This window comes from Parendozoicomonas sp. Alg238-R29 (genome assembly GCF_947331445.1).
GTDB lineage: Bacteria > Pseudomonadota > Gammaproteobacteria > Pseudomonadales > Endozoicomonadaceae > Sansalvadorimonas.
Genome location: NZ_CAMZOG010000010.1, coordinates 36,264 through 57,011 on the forward strand (window position 1 = coordinate 36,264; position 20,748 = coordinate 57,011).

The window sequence follows — 20,748 nt, forward strand, 5'->3', positions numbered from 1 at the left end:
CCAATTTAATGAATAAACTTACCTGTTTCAAAGCATACGATATTCGGGGCCGTCTTCCTGATGAGCTTAATATTGATATTGCTTGGGCAATCGGTCGTGCGGTATCTGACTACTTGCAGCCAAAAAACGTTGTAGTGGGGGGCGATATTCGTCTGTCAACTCCTGAGTTAAAAGACGCGTTATCCAGTGGTTTACGTTCAGGAGGAACAGATGTAATCGATATTGGTTTATGTGGTACGGAGGAAATTTATTTTGCCACCTCTTCTCTCAAGGTGGATGGTGGAATTATGGTAACTGCCAGCCATAATCCCATGGACTATAACGGCATGAAACTGGTGAGAGAGGACAGCAAGCCTATATCAGGCGATACTGGCTTGCGTGAAATTCAGGTACTGGCTGAAGATATTTATTTTAATGGTAAGCCTGCTGTTAGAGAGAGTGAGGGTACATACAGTCAAAAGAATAATTTGGCTCCCTATGTAGACCATATACTCGGATACATTAAGCCTAAGGAATTGAAAACGCTTAAGTTGGTTGCTAATTCCGGCAATGGTGCTGCAGGCCATGTTATCGATGCCATAGAAGAAAAGTTCTCTGCGCTGCGTGTTCCGGTTGAGTTTATAAAAGTACATCATGAACCTGATGGAAGCTTTCCCCATGGTATTCCTAATCCATTGCTTCCGGAATGTCGATCAGCAACAGCTGAAGCGGTACTAAAACATCAGGCTGATATGGGGATTGCCTGGGATGGAGATTTTGACCGCTGCTTCCTGTTTGATGAAAAGGGGCAGTTCATTGAGGGGTATTATATTGTTGGGTTATTGGGAGAGGCCTTTTTGGCTCATAACCCAGGGGCAAAAATCATCCACGACCCGCGTTTAACTTGGAATACCATTGATCAAGTTTCGTCTTCTGGTGGTGTTCCTGTTTTATGTAAAACTGGCCATGCATTTATCAAGGAAAGAATGCGTGCAGAAGATGCTGTCTACGGTGGTGAAATGAGTGCTCACCACTACTTTCGTAATTTTTTCTATTGTGATTCAGGTATGATTCCTTGGTTGTTAATTTCAGAGCTTATGTCCGCCAAAGAGAAATCTCTCTCAGAGTTGGTTGCTGAACGTATAGCACTGTTTCCATCGTCAGGGGAAATTAATAAAAAACTGATTATCCCTCAGGCTGCGATAGATAGAGTGTTAGATGTTTATCAATCTGACGCACTTGGAGTTGACTACACCGATGGTATTTCCGTCGATATGGGTAGTTGGCGTTTTAATCTTCGAACGTCTAATACAGAGCCGATGCTTCGTTTGAATGTTGAGAGTCGAGGAGATGAGGTTTTGATGAAAGAAAGGACAGCAGATATCTTGGAAGTTATTGGGCAAGCACTGTGAATGGATGTTGCCTAGTAAACAGAATGTGAAATAGTATAATGAATAAATTAAATAGATACGATAAATGGTACGAATTAATATTTCTTACCAAGTGGTTCCGGTTGTTGGTAGGTGTTGTGTGCCTAGTAGCTGTTATGTTTTCTATTAAATCCACACTTCACCAAGAATTTCTAACAAAAGAATCTGTAAGAAATTCAGTTGTGTTTTTACTGTTTGGATATCTTTTTTCAGATGTTTTGATATCTAGGTTGTCAAAGTTTCCAGGCGTTGTTTCCGTAAGCTATACGGTGCCTGTGGTATTGATAATATACTTTCTGTTGTTTGGAGTGTTTTTTTTATATCGGTTTGAGTACTCCCGCTCTCTGATTATTCCTTCCATGTTTCTTATAGTATTCTACTCGTTTGCCGTTAGTCTCATCATTAGAAGGTACAAGGTGTTGAAAATAGCAGTTGTACCGTATGGCGATGCATTACGTCTAACAGATTTGCATGGTGTGAGTTGGAGATTACTAAAAAAACCATCTATTGATAATGTTCGCTACGATGCCGTAGTCGCTGATTTCAATCATCCTATGGTTGGAGAGTGGGAAAAGTTCCTATCAGATTGTGCTCTTTCTGGTTTGATTACTATTAATTCTCTGCAATTATATGAATCTTTAGAAGGCCGAGTTAAGATTGGTCATCTATCGGAGGGGCAGGTAGGTTCACTTAATCCTCCAGAGTTATATGTTTTGTTCAAACGAATTATAGATGTGGTTGCAGTTCTTCTGGTTTTCCCAATAGTCTTATTGGTTACATTGATATCAGCAGTTATTATTCGCTTGGAAAGTCCCGGGAATCCTTTTTTTGTACAGAAAAGAGTAGGTCTGGGTGGGAATGAATTTAAAATCTTTAAGTTAAGAAGTATGTGTATAGATTCAGAGGTTGATGGTGCGAAGTTTGCTGCTTCTGGCGATATGCGAGTGACAAAGTTTGGGAAATTTATAAGAAAAACTAGGATTGATGAACTTCCTCAGTTTCTTAATGTTCTGAAAGGGGAGATGAGCCTTATCGGCCCAAGGCCGGAACAGAAGGCATTTGTGAGTGAGTTTGAGAAAAGTATACCTTTCTACAATTACCGTCATGTAGTCAGGCCAGGTATTAGTGGTTGGGCTCAAGTAACCCATGGCTACGCCGCATCTGAAGATGAAACACGAGAAAAGCTTGAGCACGACCTCTACTATATAAAGCATTTCTCTTTGTGGCTGGATATTCTTATTGTTTTTAAAACGATCCATACCATGCTGACAGGGTTTGGGGCTAGATAGCCCCAATCATTATGGGGCTTTTTTAATTGCAGAACATAAAGCCACAGGAAAGAAAAACACCAACCACTGCACATCTGGCCTGGATAAAAAACTATAAGTATCAGTAAACATCCCCACTTGTCCAAATACAATCAAGCATCCAGCAATAGCCATCATCAGACTTTTCCTGTGAGCAAGAGATATAAAAATACTCCAGGCGCTGATGGCAATAAACAATAACCCCGCAGGCACGCCCCAGCTATAAGTGATATTCAATAGCATATTATGAGGATGGCCCAGTAATCCCCCGTGCCATACAGGTCCTACATACTCAGCAAACGTCCCATATCCAAATACCGGTTGTTGGCGAATATAATTAACAGCCATTTCCCAATTCACAAACCGGCCATTAAAGCCACTGGCAATAACGCTGTCATACTGAGCAACAATAATATCAAATTGCCACGCGCTGAAACCTACTCCTGCAATAAACAGAATGCCTAACAAAGGCTTCTTCCAAGAGTACTGGCAAAGCAGCAGTGCCATCCCCCCCATAGCAACAAACGCCATCAACGGCCCACGTGACCCAGATAGCAAAATAAACACACCAATAATCCCTACTCCAATAATGGCAGGAATTCGCCGCTGCCACCGGAAAGGCCGTGATGCCAGATAGCCACAAAAAATGCTAGCAAACGTTCCGTAGTAGAGCGCTGCCAATATCGGGTTTCCAACACTGCCAAATTCGCCAATTCCTAAACTTCCTACACGGTAACCACCTTCCCCTAGCGCTCTGATTCCCATGGGGTGACCCAGCATGCCGAATTGGTAAATCATCGTTGCCAGCGCAAAGCCGGTTGCAACCGTCGCAGCTACCAGAAGGAGTTTTTCTGGCTTACGGTTGTAGATGATGACTGTTCTGACTACATATATGTAGACAGCAATTTTCGCGACCCGTTTTATCACTTCAATACTTTCAATTCCCTCAGTTGTGAATAAGGGATTGACAAGTATCCATATAAAGAGAGTGCAAAGCAGTTTCTCGCCCGTCGTCATTCCCGCAATACAGCTACGCAAACCAAAACGATACAGGTCGATTCCAAGGGAGATAACTCCCGGTAAAAGGCACCAGAGATAGGTCTGAGTAATATAGCCCCCTTTGGAGCCAATCCACAGCATGCCGGTAAGCTGAACAAACAGCCCTAATGGCAACAAGCGGGTTTTGAGGATGTTGTCTGCTGTCTCTAACCAAGGAGCTAAAATGAGCCGCCCCCTAGTTACTGGTGGTGATAATGACATATTTACATTAAGTGATGAAAAAATATTGGCGGTATTGTAGCGGATAGCCCTTGCGGGTGACTATTGCTGATATTTCTACTATCCGTAGTGCTTATAGCTGGTTATTGGCTAGTTTGACTGCAATACTGCAATTCTCTACAGTCTCATTCCGCTTCTTGCTGCGCGTCAAACTTCAAGGTGTAGGTTGAAATAATGTTTGTTGGTGTTTCGGTCTATACGTAAGTCGAAGGGCGGTAGCATAGGGAAATTATAGAAGGTGATATGGCACATCCCAAAACACTGTTCAGTGTAATTATACCGGCATATAACTATGGGAAAACTCTTGGGCGAGCACTTGAATCCGTACTGTGTCAGTCAGGATCTGACTACGAGGTATTGGTTATCAATGATGGTTCGACCGATAACACGGAAGTCGTGTTAGATGAGCTTCATGCCGTTTATCCAGGCAGGTTTCGTTCGGTTTCTCGATCAAATTGTGGCCTGGCTGCCACCAGAAATTATGGCATCCATCATACTGGTGGAGAGTGGCTGATTTTTCTCGATAGTGATGATGAACTCGATTCTGAAGCACTATCAAATCTTCGAAGTACGATAGAAGCAAACCCTCATGCTCGAATGGTCGTGGGAGGGCATATGTCTGTTTCTGAAAATGGCAGTTCACGTTATCGCGGTGTTAATGCTGCCTCGAGTGATAAAATGTCGACTGAGGAGCTATTTGCGGGGTATCTTCTCCGAAAAACTGTGACTCCCTCTAATGGGGCTACAGCCATGCACAGGACGATTTTTGAGAAAGTTATTTACCCTGAACATTTTCGTAATAGTGAGGATATCCCTGTTTTTGCCTGCGTTTTTGCTAACTATCCCTGTGCGTTTGTAGAGAAACCAATAAATCGGGTTTATAAGCATGGGGATAGCCTGCGGCACAATACCGCTTATGCTCATGCTGTGGGAGCTCAGCTCATCGATGCTGTCTTCGATAGGCGCAGGATACCGGAAAGCTTGCAAAAGTATCGTCAGCAGTTTACTGCCCAACGCTGCCTCTCTTTGTTCAGGACTTTGTATATGGCGGGAGAGCGAAAGAGTGCATTGTCGTATTATCGTGTGGCCATTAAAAGTGATTGGTCGGCGCTGTTTAAACTTTCCTATACTCGCAAGGCGTTAAAGTGCTTTTTGGGACAGTAAGGATTCAACTTTATGGATAAGCCAATGAATCGGCGGACCAAGGTTCTGCAGGTACAGAACAATTACAATATCAGTGAATCTGATTTGGGTGAGCAGATAGTTAAAGGGCTGCCCCAGAGTGAGTTTGAGGTCACTACCGCTTATTTGAAAAAGAAACCTGGTGAGAGTGATCCGAAGAGTTGTGCTGAGCATTCGGTTTACTTTGATTTTAAAAGTTCGGAGATGAAAGGTATCTGGCGGATCATTTCACTTTACCAGATTTATAAAGTCTGTAGGGCGCAGCAATTTGATGTGGTTATCTGTCATCGCTTTAAGCCAACACATATATTTTTGTTGCTTAACTTGTTTCTTGATTTTCGGCGCTGCATCGGTATCACTCATGGCATAGGAGACTATGATCGAGGGTATAGACAGCGGGCTGTTAATCGTTGGATCAAATCTAACTGGAAATTTGTGGGTGTTTCTGAATCTGTCAGGGCGTATTTGATCGAGAGCTGCAAAAAACTCAATATCCAAAATACGGTTGTGATCAACAATGCGATTGATATTGAGCGGGCTCAAAGTGTGCAGCTTGATCGTGCCACCGCACGCGAAAAGCTAGGGCTGGAAGAACTCGATTTTGTTTTTGGTACTATAGGGCGTTTGGTTCCGGTTAAAGGGCACAAGTACTTGGTTCAGGCAGCCGGTCTGTTGGCTGATAAATACCCCAACTTACGCGTAGTTATCATTGGTGGAGGTCGAGAGGAAGATGCACTCTCTGCTCAAATTAAAGAAGCAGGCCTTGAAAAGGCGATTGTATTAGCTGGCTGGAAGGATGATGCACTTCAGTATGTTAAGGCATTCGATGTGTTTGTATTGCCATCATTGAGCGAGGGTTTGCCGATATCTCTGCTGGAAGCAATGAGTGGAGGACGTCCTGTTATTGGTTCTTCAATTCCATCGATAAAACCTGTCGTCGAGGGAATCGGTAAGGTCTGTGAGCCAAAAAATTCTGAATCTCTTGCAGAGTGTATGTCATACTATCTGTCAATAACTGCACGAGAGCTTGAGGAGGCGGGATGTCTTCATCAAACCCATCTTCGCGATAAATATGGGATAGATGACTATAGAGATAAATATCGTAATCTAGTTTTATCTTAGGTTTTTAAATGAAAGTTGATTCTTCGAAAGTCCAAAGAAAAATCAGCAGATTTGCTAAAAGAGAAAGATTTTTAATTTTTGGTTAGAATCCCTGTTTTCCTAATCGTGTTGGTGGGTCATAAAGTTGTCTTGTCCTGAAGTCTCAGTTATTTTACCGGTGCATAATGGTGCGTGCTACTTGAGAGAGTCGCTTGAGTCGGTACTTCGACAAACCATTGATGATATCGAGATTATTGTCGTTAATGATGGATCCACTGATGAAAGTGGAACCATTTTGAGTGAGTTTCTTCGTTTAGATCGCCGAATTAAAGTGGTTTCTCTCAACAAGGTAGGTATAGTTGGCGCATTAAATAAAGCTCTTGATTTATGTGTAGGTAAATACATTGCAAGAATGGACGCAGATGATATCTGTTCACCATATCGTTTCGAGAAGCAAAAGAAATTCCTTGAAGACAATGAGCTTGATGTTTGCGGTTCGCAAATAGAATTGTTTGGGGCGTCGAAAGGCATAAAGAACTTTCCGGTTACACATAATGAACTTTTTGTTAATCTATTAACTTACGGGAAATCTATCGCGCATCCCACTGTCTTTGCTAGGGCTGAAGTGTTTGAATGCTTTCAATATTCTAATGATTTCCCAAATGCTGAGGATTATGCGCTTTGGCTTCAAATTGTCACCGAATCAGGTTTTAGGATTGGTAACTTTCCGGAGCCTCTGTTGAAATACCGTGTTCATGATATGCAGATTTCAAGAGAGAAAAAAAACTCGCAGCGCCAGTCAACTAATATTGCTTTTGAGTACTATCTGGGAAAAGCATGTCCAGTGATGAATACATTAGAGCTTATGGCAAACACTAGGGTAGCTAAGCAGCGAAATGCTGAAGATAACGCTATCTATGTAAATCACCTCTCGTTTTTGGTTAAGCTCCGTGAGTACCTTTCATCAAAAAATGTAGACTTAAAATATTATGACAGTGCAATTGTCCGTATGTGTAAGAGAGGTGTAAATCATCGAGGATTCCCTCTCAATAGGTACTTTTCGCTACTTACAGGAGGAGTTCCTACTTATGAACGAATGATATTAAAACTGAAGAATGCTTTTTAAATCGTGCCATTAAACAAGTTCTGGAAGTAAAGCCAAAATAATTTCATCGGCATTTTTATATTTCTCGTTAAATCTACCAGTAGATTACTGCGTGTAGTGGATAGATTGCCTTCACGAAGTAACCTCGCTCGCTGGATTAATGTCTACATTTTGGACAACCAACTCTGCCCTTTATTCCGAGTACCCCAATGCCCATAACCCCCTACACCCCAGGCAAAATCAACCCTGCCGATGATTACGATGCAGCCTACGACAAGCTCCAAACATGGCTGGAAAGAGTCACGGTTGTGTACGAGAAATCTCCCGAGTATCAGGCGCTTTCCAGAGCTAACAAAGCCAACGGGGGCGGGTGGTTCCGGTTCTTTATGGAGATGGTGCTGGGCTACTTCGACGGTAAACTGGCTAATGTGGATGTCGATACCGCCCGGGAGATTATGGAAGAGCTGACTCCTCGCAAGATGATCTGTTCCGATACTCAAGCGAAAACTATTGTCCCGGAGTTGATTGCCTTCTGGTCTTTCCTGTTGCGGGAGTGTGGGGCCAAAAAGCTGAAGCATGCTGCTTCTGTGATTGCTTATCTTGAAGGCATCAAGAAGAACTATTTGCGCATTTACAACCGTGAAGATGAGAAGCCGCTTATTCCTCTGGATATGGTTGATCAGGAGAATCCTAATTTCATCCCGTGGGTAGATTGGATGATTGACCAGGAGCTGGATGCCTACGATAAGACCGATGCTTATCGGTTGAGTGAGGAATGGAAGGACATTCTTTCCCATCCCCATGGTGTCGCTCAGTTGGTTCAGCATATCTGCCTGAATGATTGTGATCTTGAGGATGATGACGAAGCCGTTGAAGTCGTCGAGTTGATTCTTCTCCATGCCTTTCAAAACCTGTTTATGCAGGTGCGGAATAAAGATGCCGAGGCGCTTGAAGTGCTGGAATCGCTTGAGCATAACCTTGTGCAGGCAGATGCCAGCGGCGCGTTGGACCCCCATGGTGCTCGGTTGGTGTTTCAGGCGCTGGTGCACCATCGAGCGTTTTTGACCAAGGATTTTCTCAACTTTATCAAGCAGTGGCGTATGGAGGCAGTGGAGCGTGATAGCACGGGCCCTGTGCCTGAAATGCCCTCGGACGAACACATCCAGCAGATGATTTTACACGCATTGGATGAGGCACCCGATGAGTTTGCCATGGTCGCTTCCATGCAGCAGGCGCTGGGCATGTTACCGTCAGAAGGGTTGTCTTTAGTCTTTCATGCCTTGGTTGAAACAGACGACACTCGTATAGGTGATGTGCTGACTCTTTATGTGCTGGATGCGGAAGCAGATATTGCCCTCGCCGCTATTCAGGCCCTTTCCAGCCGCCCTGCGTGTGTTAGCCCTGTGAGCCTGAATCGGTTGGTGCGCATTCGTAACTGGCTCACCGGCCCGGTGCAGAAGGTCACGGATGAACTGATTCGGAATGTGCGCAAGAAAGGTGTTATGCCTGCTGCTCCGGAACAGGGTTATGAGATTCAGGAAGCCTGGATGCCGCCTATAGATGGTGTTGGCAGTCAGGGTGTGATGATGCTGTTGCGCAAAGGGTACGATTACCGTCTGGCAGGGTGTGTATTCAAGGAAGGAGCCGGTGTGGTGGATGCTTTCGTCAGCCCACCCGGGATGAAGAAAGAGATGTTGGAGGTTATCAACGAGGCGCGTTCCCAAATGGGGAAAATGGAAAAGATTACCCAGGAGCTTGTCCGCATACTGCTCCCGGCTTTTCTTGCCGAACACCGGCACAGTAGCCTGCCTGTTGATCAGGAGTTGATTCAGATAATGGAAATTCTGGAGTTGGACAACTGGAACCCTGAGCCCCAGAACCTTATCAATTTCATACCGGCGGAGTTTTTGGCGGAAGCTGATGAGGAAGAAATTGCCAAGGTTCAAAAGTCCTCCAGCGGTTGGTGCACAACAACTCTTGGTTCCAGCTGGTTTCTTATGGAGGATACTGTGGGCGAAGTTTTGGAGGGTGTCGATACCAGCCATTGTGTGCAGACTGTGTGTGATGAATTGCTGGAACATCAGCGTAGCCGTTGGCAGAACCGCATGGTGCGTATGGCTCTTTGGAGCCATTACGGGAAGAATAAAAAGCTCAAGCGCCACACGCGGGAGTTTTTGGTTGTGCACCAGCTTCTTGCCAGCTCTTTACCCGCCAGTGATATTAACCTGATGCACAAAATTGCCAGAAGCACTGTCGGGAAGTGGCTGCATGAGAACGACGACACGGCAGCCCTTCTGACGTTTTAAATTTAAATCGAGAGAGTAAATTTAAATCGAGAGAGTAAATTTAAATCGAGAGAGTAAAAACGGGCAGGGGAGGCACTTGCCTCTCCATGGCTGTTAACAACGGCTCCGTGTATCTATGGGATGAAGGCTCTTTGGATACGGCAGTATTTTGCATAACGTTCCAAGAGCCCTCAATCAGCCCTGATTACCGGTTTTACTCAGTTCAGTGCTGCATAAGGCCTGAGACATTACCTGGTTGCATATCTCACCCTGTTACCAGTCAACGCTTGATACCCCAAAACAATCAACAATCCCAGAGTCATAAGAAGTATATAGGCAGCAATGATGTTATCTCTCTGCTGCTGTCTGTCTTCCAGTGCAGATATCCTGTCTGCAATGCTGCCCTTGATCGAACCAGGCTGGGCGCTTCCTCCGCTGATGACTTTGTTCAAGTATCGCTGGGTCGTCTCCTGCTTATCAAGAACAACTGACACATGGTTGTGGAAGCGCTGAAGCTGCGACTGAATCGCACCAGGCAACTGATCTTCCATATGAGCAAGATCCTGCAGACTCAGATTCAGATTGATTTTCAAAACCCGACTGTTCGTAATGGCGTATTCCAGCAAATTAGCTCTGATCGAATCCAATGAAATACCAGGCAGAACAACATCTGCCCGCCGAGCAGACCAGCGTAATTCTTCTGCGGCTTCCGGGGCATAACGACTTGAATTACGCAGAACGGAGTTATGGGATTTAAAGTTTTCCAATGTATCCAGACGAATTTCCCACGCTTCCAGATAGCTTCCTAGCTGGGCTACCAGAGTTGTCTCCCCCTGTTCATACAGTCTCTTATGCCATACCTGTAGCTGGCTCAACAGCTGGCCTGCAGCAAGTGTTGCAGAACTCAATTTGTCATAGTTTTTATCAATGTTGAAGCGCGCTCGCAGAGCCAGAGAGTTTATCTCTGATCCTATGCGATCGAGGTCGTCTACTGTCATCTGTAGCTCCCTTAAATCTTCGGCATGACTGTCCCCAAAGGACCAGTGCAGCCAAAGCGCTGGGATACTGATCAACACTCCCAAGGAAAGCAGAACAGTTTTTATATTCATGGCGGCTCTCCTATTTATCTGTGTTATCTGTGTTATCTGTGTTATCTGTGTTATCTGTATTGCCAGAAAGAGTATCTGTGTATGTTCCTGCCAAACTCTTCAGGAAGGCGACAATGTCATCACGATCCTGCTGGGGGACTGGACGACCGAGCTGAAACTCAATCATGACATCAACAGCTCTTTCCAGCGTGGGCACAGAGCCATCATGGAAGTACGGAGGCGTCAGAGAAACCATTCGCAGACTAGGTACCTTGAAAACGTACTTGTCCCACTCATTACCCGTGACCCGGTAGCGGCCAAGATCATCACTGTGGTTTTGGCGCAGAGTGATGTCTTTCAGAACACCAAACTTCTGGAACATATTTCCGCCCACATTCTGCCCTTGATGGCAGCTGGAGCAGCCATAGGATTTAAAGAGCTCGTAACCTCTTTTCTGCTGATCTGAAATAGCCTCCTCATTACCTTTAAGGTACAGGTCGAAAGGAGAGTCCGGAGTCGTCAATGTTTTTTCAAATTCTGCTATCGCGTCAGTCACGGCATCCTTACTGACTCCTCCATACAGCGTGTTGAATACTTCGCTGTACTGGCTGTCTGCTGCAAGAGCTTCGGCTGCATCCTCCCAATGTTCGGTCAATGCCATCTCATTATTGATTGCCAAGTGTGCCTGCTCTGCCAGGGTTTTCGCCCTGCCGTCCCATAATTGGCGAAAGTTAAAAACAGAATTAAAAACGGTTGGAGAGTTCCGGGTTCCTTGAGTATTCATCGCACCCGTAGAAACGGCTTTGTTATCAGCACCGCCAGCCTGGAGGTCATGACAGGAAGCACAAGATGTCTTTTTGTCTGAGGAAATTTTGGTTTCATGGAAGAGGCGTTGCCCAAGCCGTGCTTTCTCGAGGTGGATAGAGGCAACCGGTTTTATGGGCTGTAAAGGTTCTTCATCAAGATTAAGGGCGAAAGCAGGTATACTGACACAAGTTGCCAAAACACCTACCCACCAACGCCGACAGAGCAGCGTCTTCCCGACGATAGAATAGAGAGGTTTTGTCCGCACTTTTATATTCTTTTGTTTATTTTATTGGAATTTACAGGTCAAACGATTTGCAGTCAGATAACCAGAATCCCTTCGTGCATCCCGCATAAGCCGTGCAGCATTTTATAGAAGACAATGGTCAATCTCTAATCACTTTCTACTATGACCACTATCATAAACAGTAATATATCCTGCCTAAGGCTGGAGTTATTGGCTCTGCTGTCATGTTTCGCCTTCTTTTTCTTGTTCTCCAGAAATCTATTTCTCTATTAGTCGAGCCACAATTTTCGGCATTTCGAGCATTGATCCATGACCAACGTCTGGTCATCGATGAACAGGAATATCAGGACGTTGCTCAGCAATGATGTCTCCCCCTGCAATAGGCATGATCTGATCCTGATGCACGAAATCGCCAGAAGCACTTGCCTCTCCACGGCCCCGTTTTTCACCGGTGCCTGACACGGCCCACTTCAATACCCCGCCCTCTGGCTTATCGTCGAACCGTTCCGCAATGACATTGTGCTAGTGCCGTGATTGCTCTGGTGGCTGGATTCAATCAATAAGTGCAATGACTATTTATGTAAACCTCAACCAAGAGTAGCGGCATTGCACCGCTACTCTTGATGATCTACAAGCAAGTTGGGTTATCAAAAAAACCGCATTGGGGAGTGAGCGAAAGAGTAAGGAGAATAATTGGGTGAGTACATCGGTTGCGACCAACTTGTAGATTGGGGAGAATAATTGAATGCTGAAACTCCTTGGCCAAAAAGTGACAGAAGACTCAGAAGGCTCAGAAGAGTGAAGTCGTCGACGGAATCAAACTCAGGATCAACAGTGAAACAGCTGTCATAGCTGCTTGATGCAGGTGCTTGGTAGGGCGTTGAATATGGCTGGTGGGTTTGGGTTTCTGCAGGAGGCGTGAAATCCAGCTCGAGCTCGTCTGCCCATGAGTCAACTAACTCATCCCAATTCAGTATGCTGAATTGACTGGTGAAAACCGGCGTCGATGCATAGGAAGGAGACAGCAAGTTCGCGAGAACAAAATCATCGATCAGATTATCAAGGAATATCACTTGAGAGCCGTCAGCTTCTGAAGAGCCGTCAGCTTCTGAAGAGCCGTCAGCCTCTGAAGAGCCATAAGAGTGGGGATTATTACGGTTAACTCCCTGCTCTTGCTCAGTATGTATAACATCGGGACCCCATAAACCGATATTTTCTCGGCTCTGAGTATCCATGTTGCCATTGTGCCACTCGCTGGTAGTTACATCATTCATGAGATCCCGAGCCGTACGGCGAGTAGAGGACGTGCCCAGTTCATTATTGATGTAGTTAATATCATAGTCACTGATGCTCGCCCGGCATGTTGGACAATGACTAGTCCCCTTCTCGAGAAGGTCTTTTACACAGTCGGAGTGGTAGGCATGGCCGCAGCTTAGGCGCACATTGCGTTTATCATGAGTAAAACAGAGGCCGTCGTTGCCATTCTCATCCGGGCTGAAAAGAGAAGGATCAATATCGTGTTCCAAACAAATGGCACAGCTGTGCATAGGGGCGTGTGTATGTGGGGTCAGATCTGGCACGGTTTATCTCCTTTGGGTGTTTGTCTATGCCATGTAAGACCTTGCCGCCCCCGGATTGTTCACTTCTTGCCAGACAGCCTTGTCAGTATTCATAACAGTCAGTCACTGCTGTGTGGTTGTTGCCCTGAAAGGCTGTAACACTACGGGTTTGTTGTTTGGCTTGAGGGTGGGATGTACCGAAAACGTGCTACCAGCAGAGCATCTGGGGATGATTGGAGCTGAAATTGGGGTGGTGGAATTGGTGTAATGTTTTGATTTTTCGGGCTTTTAAGAGCCTGAAGCCATTGGATATGGCCTCAGGCTATCTCATGAAGTGGTGGAGGCGGGGGGATTTGAACCCCCGTCCGCCGGCACTCTGCCCTTGGCTCTACATGCTTAGATCCGCCTTTGGTTTAGCTCTGTGCGATCCGGCTGGCGAGATTCACAAAGCGATCCTGGTAAGGTTTTGACTGCTCTTCGTCAGGCCCGAAGAAGGCAGCGATTCTGTTTAAAGTTGCGATCAGTACCAACCAACAGAAAAGTCAGAGTGATCGGGAGCAGACCGGTTTTAAGCGGCCAGAGCTCCTTGGTAGTTGTCGTCGTTGGCAACTAAAAGGTTTGTAGCAATTTGTTTTACGAGTACTGCTACGCACTCGACATGCACCTCGGGTTTCGTCACCGTCGTCGAATCCTAATCGCCCCCGGTAGTTTCGAAACCTGAAACTTGTCGCGTATTCTAAATGACGATCATAGGGTAGGGTCAATAGAAATTTTTGCTATAGATGCTTAGCCTGCATGAGATGGAAGTGTTGGAGTACAAAAAGGGAGCTGATCTGCTCCCTTTTTGTTGCTTATTGCATTTGGGGCGGTTGTTATCCGCGACCGAGTACCCGTTGTTTTTCTATGTTCCATTCGCGCTCTTTGGTTGTTGCACGCTTATCGTACTCTTTCTTACCGCGGGCAAGGCTCACCTGAGCCTTTACCAAGTGTTGTTTCCAGTACAGCTTGGTGCATACACAGGTTCTACCCGCCTGTTGGGTTTCCGCAAACAGTTTGGCCAACTCTCGCTTATGCAGAAGAAGCTTTCTGTCGCGACGAGGGTCCGCGATAACGTGGGTCGAGGCAGTTGGAAGTGGGGTGATCTGAGCGCCAATCAGCCAGGCTTCACCATCTTTAAGCAGCACATAGCTGTCTACCAGCTGGATTTTACCCTGCCGGAGGCTTTTTACTTCCCAACCACTCAGTGCTAACCCAGCCTCAAAAGTTTCTTCAAGGTGATAGTCGTGGCGAGCCTTCTTGTTAACAACGATGCTGGAATCACCAGCTTTTTTGGATTTCTTTGCCATAATGCCCGAATTATACGTGCCTGTAGCCCAAATGCTATGGTAGAACTTTCCTTAAGGTTTCTGTTTACCTTATTTAAAAACAGAGCCTTACGGCAGATTGCAAAGTGTTAGTGGTTGTACCTTATAAGTAAATAGATAGAATGGCAGTTTAGCGTGAGCTCTGTATGTTTTTGCGTGTATTTTTATAAAATTTTCCTGAACTAATAATATTTTTCCGAGGATTTTCATGGCCGATCAAGAAGCGGCACCCTCTGCTCAAACCTGGACTCATCGCTGGACGTTTGTTCTAGCCGCAGCTGGCTCTGCTATTGGTCTGGGTAATCTGTGGAAGTTCCCTTATATCACCGGCATAAATGGCGGTGGAGCATTTGTTCTTGTTTATCTGGTGTGTATAGCTCTTGTCGGTATACCCATCATGATGGCTGAAACGGCTCTTGGCCGACACGGTCGTCACAGTCCTATTAATAGTATGCGGGAACTTGCCCGTGAATCCGGTGCCAGTCGTTGGTGGGGAATGGTTGGCTGGATGGGAGCTTTTACCGGCTTTCTGATTCTCTCTTTCTATAGCGTTGTTGCTGGTTGGGCGATTGCTTACACCCTTGAAATGTTTGCGGGTGTTTTTCAGGGAATGACGCCCGCTGAGGTTGGCGGCAATTTTGAAAGCCTGCTGGGTGATCCCGTAAAACTCACTATCTGGCATACCGTGTTTATGGTTATGACGGGGGTTGTGATAGCTCGTGGTATCCATAAGGGGCTGGAAAGCAGCGTGCGGATTATGATGCCAGCGTTGTTTGTCTTGCTGTTGGCTGTGCTGGGATACAGCGTGGTGGAGTCCGGGCACTTTATGGAAGGCGTTAACTTTATGTTTGCCTTCAACCCTGAAGACTTGAGTTGGGATGCTGTACTTGCTGCCATGGGGCATGCTTTCTTCACTCTGAGTTTGGGTATGTGCACCATCATGGCTTACGGTGCTTATATGCCTAAGAAGGCCTCTATCAGTCGAACAGTTGGTTCGGTTGTCGTTCTCGATACCTTTATTGCTCTGGTTGCTGGTCTGGCCATTTTCCCATTGGTATTCGCTAATAATATGGAACCAGGTGGTGGCCCCGGCCTCTTGTTTGTCACTCTAACTTCAGCTTTCGCCAACCTGCCGGGTGGACAGATTTTTGGTGGAATCTTCTTCCTGTTGGTTGTTTTGGCCGCCTTGAGTTCTTCCATTTCACTGGTTGAGCCAACTGTAGCCTGGGTTATAGAGCGCTTCCCTGTAAGCCGTGCTGCAGCAACATCTGTTTATTGCGCACTGGTGTGGTTATTCGGCCTTGGTACAGTTCTGTCGTTTAATGAGTGGTCCGGCGAAAGTGCGCAGATATTCGGTATGACATTCTTTGAATTTATCGATTATCTCACTGCCAATATCACATTGCCTCTGGGTGGGTTGCTGATAGCCGTCTTTGCGGGTTGGACGATGAAGCGCTCTTATATCTACAAAGAGCTCAATCTTTCCCTTGGAGCATTCAATCTCTGGCGTGCTATGTGCCGGGTTATCGCACCAATCTGTGTTGTGGTGATTTTCTACTTCTCCACAATCGAAGAGCCACTGATGGAACTGCTTGGAATGGCCGGACAGTAAGGAAATAGAAGTTCTGTGAAAAAAGTACAACGCTCTGCATTGGTTATGCATTCCGCAGAGAATATGTATCGGCTGGTTAACGATGTAGAGTCTTACCCTGGTTTTCTGCCCTGGTGTGCCGGGGCAGAACTTCTTGAGAGTTCTGATACTGCTCTGGAGGCTCGTGTCAATGTTAGCCGTGGTGGTGTATCGGGAAGTTTTGTTACCCGCAATACTATGAGGCCTGGCGAGCATATTGAAATTACCCTGAAAGATGGACCTTTCACCGCGCTGACTGGAATCTGGACTTTCAAACCGCTTATGGAGGGAGCCTGCAAGGTCTCCCTCGATCTGGCCTTTGAAATGGACAGTAGTCTTTTAAAGTCTGCTGTTGGCAAAGTGTTTGAGCAGGTTGCATCAACCATGGTGGATGCATTCTGTAGCCGTGCTGATGAGGTGTATGGATAGTCCAATGAGCGGTAAAGAAATAGCAGTTGAAGTAGCCTTTGCATTACCAGATCGGCAGAAGATTATCAGCCTTCATGTGCCGGAAGGTACAACGTTGTTTGAAACGGCGGAGTTGTCTGGTATTTGTGATTACTTTCCAGATATCGATTTATCTGCATCTAAGATGGGGATTTTTGGGAAAACTGTTGCGAAACCGACGGAGCAGGTTATCAAGGCGGGTGAGAGAGTTGAGATTTACAGAGCACTGATTGCTGACCCTAAAGAAGTTCGCCGCAAACGAGCAGAAAAAGCAAAAGCTGCTAAAACTGCAGAGTAAGTTTTGGAAGTGAATAAAAAAACCGGACACTGTCCGGTTTTTTTTATATCTGAGGTTCTGGGATTTAGAGGTTAGAGCATCCAGTCGAACCAAGAACCTTCTTCGTCTTTGGCAGCTTTTTCCGCCTTGTTTTTTGCGTCTTTAGCATCGGCGCTGGCGGCTTTGCGAACCTGATCATCAACACTGTTGTCGTTTCCGCCTGGGCGCACATCCCCTTCAAAGTAAGACAGGGTGTTACCGTTAAAAAATACGCTCAAAGTCTGTTGAGTGCGCTGCTGGCCACCAGGCTGGAAGCTGTAAATGTAATCCCAGCGAGACGCGTTGTAAGTGTCGGGCAATAGTGGCTCGCCCATAACAAACTTAACCTGCTCACGAGTCATCCCCGGACGCAGCTGGTTAACCATGTCCTGAGTGATAACATTGCCTTGCTGAATATCAATTTTATAGGCGCCCGGAAAGCTCAGAAGTTTGGCGTTATTATCTGAAAACCAGGAACACCCACCCATAAGGGCTGCTGAAAGAACCAGGGCGAACGTTGCCTTTTGCTTTTGCATCGTCTACTGACTTCCACTATCTTGGACGGAAATGAGATAATCCCCAGCTTATTACATCTCCAGGGGTTTAGAAAGGGATACTTGGGTGGAAAATCAAGAGCTTCGTAAGGTTGGATTAAAGGTCACATTGCCCCGGGTCAAGATTTTGCAGATTCTGGAGAATTCTGCAGATCGGCATATGAGCGCGGAAGATGTTTATAAAGCGTTGATTGAGGCTGAGGAAGATGTTGGCCTTGCAACGGTCTATCGAGTACTGACTCAGTTCGAAAGTGCCGGACTTGTAATTCGCCATAACTTTGATGGCGGGCATTCGGTATTTGAACTTGCCAGCGGTGAGCATCATGATCATATGGTGTGCATGGATACCGGGCAGATTATTGAGTTTCGGAATCAGGAGATTGAGAAGATTCAGCATATTATTGCTGAAGAGCATGGTTACGACTTGGTGGATCATAATCTTGTTTTGTATGTGAAAACCAAATCGGAATGATCTCTTTCTAACCGGCCTGATGAAAAGAGGATACAGAGGGTGGGAACCCTCTGTATGTTTAGAGCGCGGACTACCTTAATACTCCAGTGAGGTTATCCAGTAATTTGATCTGTTGTTGAGTGGCTGCGCCGACAGTTTCAGACATTGTGTTTAACGAAAATTCCAGTTGCGCACCTGTCAGACCTGGCTTTTTAAGTAAGTGGCTGTATTTCAGGTAGAATTGTTTGGTGTACTCGAATGCGTTAAAGGCTGCGTAAGGTGCCATCAGTCTGGCCATAACTGGATTTTTAAAACCTGTTATGTAGTCAAACTTATCAAAAGTATGGAAGTCCCTCTTCCATAGCCCTTTGGCCATGACTTGATAACGATGCTGAGCCGTTTTCACAGTTTCGGTGGTTTGCAGTTCTTTCAGTGCACTGAAGAGCTCGGAGTCTGTTTTATATCTATTAAGTCTTGGGGTCACGGCCTGTTGATAAAAGACAATGCCGTCAAAGGCTTCAGCATGACTGATGTACATGTTTTCTGCGATGGGCATCAGCTCGCGTTTATGGTCTTCGCTTAAAACACCGTAGCTGTCCAGAGAGTGAACAATGGCAGACCAGAACACGGGAATGTAAAAAATTTCCCGAACATCGTCGTGACCTCGTTTGAAACACTCATAGCTATAAAGTCTTTGTCCCATATGGTGATCCATTTCTACCAACCGGTTGACGATACTATTGACCATCTCTTCGGTAATAATTCCTTCTAATTGACTCATATCTGTTGGGGCTTGATATGTGTCCAGCTGAGTTTCGTTCCCTGGATTCAGAATCATATAGAGGAATCCCAACATACGAACCTGTAAGTCCTGAATGTAGAGCCCTCTCAACATATCCACGATAGGATTGGGATGTATAATTGAGGGGGAGTTATAAAATGCCGGAAATAAACTTGGGTCATTAAAATATGTTGTTAAATATTTCAATTGAATCAATAGACCTTCTATGAGTTCTTTATCTGCTCCAATTTTCTTCAGGCGTTCATAGCGTAATGTTTGCGTATGGTCATAGGTTTGAATGTCATAAATGATCTGATGGACACGACTATTCTTTATCTCTGGGCTCATAGTGTTTTGATTGTTAGCCTCAGCCAGGTATGAAAATATCATTAGCAATACTGTAATAATCAGGTTTTGGCAGGTGTGTTTCATAGTGACCTCTTAAAATTGCTTCCAGTTGATTGCTGGCATACCTGCCATAACTCTTAGAATCTGGGCCGCATATCCAACTTGGAGTTCGATAATTCGGTCTGGGATTAGGGGTTCTTTCCTGTTAATTATTTGAGTGCTAATGACATTAGCCAGAAATTCAGAGGAAACACTGGCATCATCGTTGTAAGCAAGTGCCTCACATTGACTTGTGTTTCCATGTATTTTTCGTCGTTCTAAATAGTGGAGGCAGGTTCTTACTGTCCAAAGTCTTGATACATCTGCCAGCTGTTTGACCCCTTGTTTTACCAAGTCTCGTAGCTCTTTATATTGGTAGAGGTCGTTGAAGACAGCTGTCATTGCAATTGACATCTGAACCTCTGAATTGTCGTTGTTCAGGGTAAGCAGGGCAGAACTGTGTGTTGACAGGGTTTCATGTAATGCCGCCATTAACGGCTCAAGTGCCCCTTGTTCGAGAAGAACCTGTTTAAGACTGTCTTTTTGGGTTTTGGCGCTGGTGCTTGCTAAGCCTGTAAGAGTATTACTCATTTTGTTGTGAGTAATGGCGTTAGAAAAGGATGTTTCTTTTGGCAGGCCCAGAGAAATATCTCCTAAACCGCGTTCAGGGTTCAGGTAGATATGCAGCATTATCAGTTCGGCGTAGATTTTGGAGAAATCCCCCAAGCTCTCTTTTTGTTGGGAAGCTCCAGAAAGGCGCATTGCAAAAGTGTTAATGACATCCTCTGGGACGTTGTTGACGTTTATAATTTCTCTAATGAATTTCTCGTCAAAATTTAATCTCAGTGTGGCTGTCCGCACTCTCCAGTATTCTTTGTTATGGTCTAGCTGAAGCAGTTCGTTGGAAAGTGTGTTTAGTTTTTGATCAAGACTCTGGCCGCCAGTGGTATCGGGGTTGCTCTCATCGTAGGTATCTGACCCCGTAGTAGATGATTGTTCATACTGTGCTTGCTCATCTCTGGCCTCTTGGTTGTAAGTGAGAGCTTTTTCTACGCTCTTTTTCTGCCTTCCCTGGATGGCGTTGTTTATTCCCTTTTTCCAGTCTTCCTGGTCGATCACTTCATTAACAATAGCTTTTGCTCCATCAAAAACTTGGATCAGCTCTCTATCCAGCTTCTTCAAGTGGCCTGCGATAGCCTGATCTGTTTCTTTTTGCTGTTCTTGTATGTCAGAAAGATCTAGATATTCGGTCGTATCTATCTGGCCAAAGCCGGGAATAACATCTGCCCATCGGGCAACTTCTTGGGATAAGGTCTCTTTAGCTGTTTCGAAATCGCTATTGGCGTAGGCAAGCAGCGATGCAGTAGCAAAGGCCGTAAAGAAAGTGAGTGCTTTCTTTAGGTGTTTTTTTCCCATGGTTTCCCTCTTGTCTATCAAGTCGTGAACTGAACTC

19 protein-coding genes and 1 other RNA gene are annotated in these 20,748 nt (G+C 45.4%); 10 read left to right on the forward strand and 10 right to left on the reverse strand.

Translation table 11 applies throughout. The annotated features are described in order from the left end of the window. Positions 1–8 precede the first annotated feature (8 nt). Together QMA35_RS04280 and QMA35_RS04285 are read left to right on the forward strand one after the other, a co-directional pair. Positions 9–1,391 (forward strand): phosphomannomutase CpsG, encoded by a 1,383-nt coding sequence (locus QMA35_RS04280; RefSeq protein ID WP_281645895.1) that lies wholly within the window; start codon positions 9–11, stop codon positions 1,389–1,391. Between the two features lie 38 nt (positions 1,392–1,429). Continuing rightward, positions 1,430–2,698, forward strand: a complete 1,269-nt coding sequence (locus tag QMA35_RS04285) for a sugar transferase (protein ID WP_281645896.1) — start codon at positions 1,430–1,432, stop codon at positions 2,696–2,698. 9 nt (positions 2,699–2,707) lie between these two features. Here the strand turns inward: QMA35_RS04285 and QMA35_RS04290 are convergent, their stop codons facing one another. After that, entirely contained in the window at positions 2,708–3,976 is a 1,269-nt protein-coding gene (locus QMA35_RS04290; RefSeq protein WP_281645897.1) for an O-antigen ligase family protein, read from the reverse strand. Positions 3,977–4,237: 261 nt separating this feature from the next. Between QMA35_RS04290 and QMA35_RS04295 the strand changes: the two genes are divergently transcribed. From QMA35_RS04295 to QMA35_RS04310, 4 genes are all read left to right on the forward strand, one after another. Next, a complete protein-coding gene (locus QMA35_RS04295; protein WP_281645898.1) occupies positions 4,238–5,158 on the forward strand; it encodes a glycosyltransferase family 2 protein in 921 nt (306 codons plus the stop codon). A 12-nt stretch (positions 5,159–5,170) separates the two neighbouring features. After that, the gene (locus QMA35_RS04300; RefSeq protein WP_281645899.1) at positions 5,171–6,298 is read left to right on the forward strand and encodes a glycosyltransferase; all 1,128 of its coding nucleotides are present in this window, start codon (positions 5,171–5,173) and stop codon (positions 6,296–6,298) included. Positions 6,299–6,422: 124 nt separating this feature from the next. Further along, positions 6,423–7,403: a glycosyltransferase gene (locus QMA35_RS04305; protein WP_281645900.1), complete on the forward strand. Its 981-nt coding sequence runs from the start codon at positions 6,423–6,425 to the stop codon at positions 7,401–7,403. Between the two features lie 188 nt (positions 7,404–7,591). Beyond that, positions 7,592–9,688, forward strand: a complete 2,097-nt coding sequence (locus QMA35_RS04310; RefSeq protein ID WP_281645901.1) for a hypothetical protein — start codon at positions 7,592–7,594, stop codon at positions 9,686–9,688. A 227-nt stretch (positions 9,689–9,915) separates the two neighbouring features. Here the strand turns inward: QMA35_RS04310 and QMA35_RS04315 are convergent, their stop codons facing one another. From QMA35_RS04315 to smpB, 6 genes are all read right to left on the reverse strand, one after another. Then, positions 9,916–10,776, reverse strand: a complete 861-nt coding sequence (locus tag QMA35_RS04315; RefSeq protein ID WP_281645902.1) for a DAHL domain-containing protein — start codon at positions 10,774–10,776, stop codon at positions 9,916–9,918. Between the two features lie 10 nt (positions 10,777–10,786). Further along, positions 10,787–11,758, reverse strand: coding sequence for a cytochrome c peroxidase (locus QMA35_RS04320; protein ID WP_281645903.1), 972 nt, complete (start codon positions 11,756–11,758; stop codon positions 10,787–10,789). A gap of 372 nt (positions 11,759–12,130) precedes the next feature. Beyond that, the gene (locus tag QMA35_RS04325; RefSeq protein WP_281645904.1) at positions 12,131–12,268 is read right to left on the reverse strand and encodes a hypothetical protein; all 138 of its coding nucleotides are present in this window, start codon (positions 12,266–12,268) and stop codon (positions 12,131–12,133) included. Between the two features lie 185 nt (positions 12,269–12,453). Continuing rightward, on the reverse strand, positions 12,454–13,386 hold the full coding sequence (locus QMA35_RS04330; protein ID WP_281645905.1) for an RING finger domain-containing protein: 933 nt from the start codon (positions 13,384–13,386) through the stop codon (positions 12,454–12,456). Between the two features lie 314 nt (positions 13,387–13,700). Beyond that, positions 13,701–14,068: a transfer-messenger RNA gene (ssrA, locus tag QMA35_RS04335) on the reverse strand. Between the two features lie 169 nt (positions 14,069–14,237). Beyond that, positions 14,238–14,711, reverse strand: coding sequence for an SsrA-binding protein SmpB (smpB, locus tag QMA35_RS04340; RefSeq protein WP_281645906.1), 474 nt, complete (start codon positions 14,709–14,711; stop codon positions 14,238–14,240). A gap of 226 nt (positions 14,712–14,937) precedes the next feature. Between smpB and QMA35_RS04345 the strand changes: the two genes are divergently transcribed. From QMA35_RS04345 to QMA35_RS04355, 3 genes are read left to right on the forward strand one after another with little or no spacing between them, the layout of a single operon-like run. Beyond that, complete coding sequence (locus QMA35_RS04345) at positions 14,938–16,341, forward strand: sodium-dependent transporter (RefSeq protein ID WP_281645907.1); 1,404 nt, start codon at positions 14,938–14,940, stop codon at positions 16,339–16,341. 15 nt (positions 16,342–16,356) lie between these two features. Next, positions 16,357–16,788 (forward strand): type II toxin-antitoxin system RatA family toxin, encoded by a 432-nt coding sequence (locus QMA35_RS04350; protein ID WP_281645908.1) that lies wholly within the window; start codon positions 16,357–16,359, stop codon positions 16,786–16,788. Positions 16,789–16,792: 4 nt separating this feature from the next. After that, on the forward strand, positions 16,793–17,104 hold the full coding sequence (locus QMA35_RS04355; RefSeq protein WP_281645909.1) for an RnfH family protein: 312 nt from the start codon (positions 16,793–16,795) through the stop codon (positions 17,102–17,104). Positions 17,105–17,175: 71 nt separating this feature from the next. Here QMA35_RS04355 and QMA35_RS04360 read toward each other — a convergent pair whose 3' ends face one another. Continuing rightward, positions 17,176–17,658, reverse strand: coding sequence for an outer membrane protein assembly factor BamE (locus tag QMA35_RS04360; RefSeq protein WP_281645910.1), 483 nt, complete (start codon positions 17,656–17,658; stop codon positions 17,176–17,178). Between the two features lie 85 nt (positions 17,659–17,743). Between QMA35_RS04360 and fur the strand changes: the two genes are divergently transcribed. Next, the gene (gene fur, locus QMA35_RS04365; RefSeq protein WP_281645911.1) at positions 17,744–18,148 is read left to right on the forward strand and encodes a ferric iron uptake transcriptional regulator; all 405 of its coding nucleotides are present in this window, start codon (positions 17,744–17,746) and stop codon (positions 18,146–18,148) included. Positions 18,149–18,218: 70 nt separating this feature from the next. Here the strand turns inward: fur and QMA35_RS04370 are convergent, their stop codons facing one another. Together QMA35_RS04370 and QMA35_RS04375 are read right to left on the reverse strand one after the other, a co-directional pair. Then, positions 18,219–19,298: a hypothetical protein gene (locus tag QMA35_RS04370; protein WP_281645912.1), complete on the reverse strand. Its 1,080-nt coding sequence runs from the start codon at positions 19,296–19,298 to the stop codon at positions 18,219–18,221. A 51-nt stretch (positions 19,299–19,349) separates the two neighbouring features. After that, positions 19,350–20,711, reverse strand: a complete 1,362-nt coding sequence (locus tag QMA35_RS04375; RefSeq protein WP_281645913.1) for a hypothetical protein — start codon at positions 20,709–20,711, stop codon at positions 19,350–19,352. Between the last annotated feature and the right edge of the window lie 37 nt (positions 20,712–20,748).

Coding starts and splice junctions, on each gene's coding strand:
- QMA35_RS04280 (WP_281645895.1), top strand. CDS start 9: ATGAATAAACTTACCTGTTTCAAAGCATACGATATTCGGGGCCGTCTT.
- QMA35_RS04285 (WP_281645896.1), top strand. CDS start 1,430: ATGAATAAATTAAATAGATACGATAAATGGTACGAATTAATATTTCTT.
- QMA35_RS04290 (WP_281645897.1), bottom strand. CDS start 3,976: ATGTCATTATCACCACCAGTAACTAGGGGGCGGCTCATTTTAGCTCCT.
- QMA35_RS04295 (WP_281645898.1), top strand. CDS start 4,238: ATGGCACATCCCAAAACACTGTTCAGTGTAATTATACCGGCATATAAC.
- QMA35_RS04300 (WP_281645899.1), top strand. CDS start 5,171: ATGGATAAGCCAATGAATCGGCGGACCAAGGTTCTGCAGGTACAGAAC.
- QMA35_RS04310 (WP_281645901.1), top strand. CDS start 7,592: ATGCCCATAACCCCCTACACCCCAGGCAAAATCAACCCTGCCGATGAT.
- QMA35_RS04315 (WP_281645902.1), bottom strand. CDS start 10,776: ATGAATATAAAAACTGTTCTGCTTTCCTTGGGAGTGTTGATCAGTATC.
- smpB (WP_281645906.1), bottom strand. CDS start 14,711: ATGGCAAAGAAATCCAAAAAAGCTGGTGATTCCAGCATCGTTGTTAAC.
- QMA35_RS04345 (WP_281645907.1), top strand. CDS start 14,938: ATGGCCGATCAAGAAGCGGCACCCTCTGCTCAAACCTGGACTCATCGC.
- QMA35_RS04355 (WP_281645909.1), top strand. CDS start 16,793: ATGAGCGGTAAAGAAATAGCAGTTGAAGTAGCCTTTGCATTACCAGAT.
- QMA35_RS04360 (WP_281645910.1), bottom strand. CDS start 17,658: ATGCAAAAGCAAAAGGCAACGTTCGCCCTGGTTCTTTCAGCAGCCCTT.
- QMA35_RS04370 (WP_281645912.1), bottom strand. CDS start 19,298: ATGATATTTTCATACCTGGCTGAGGCTAACAATCAAAACACTATGAGC.
- QMA35_RS04375 (WP_281645913.1), bottom strand. CDS start 20,711: ATGGGAAAAAAACACCTAAAGAAAGCACTCACTTTCTTTACGGCCTTT.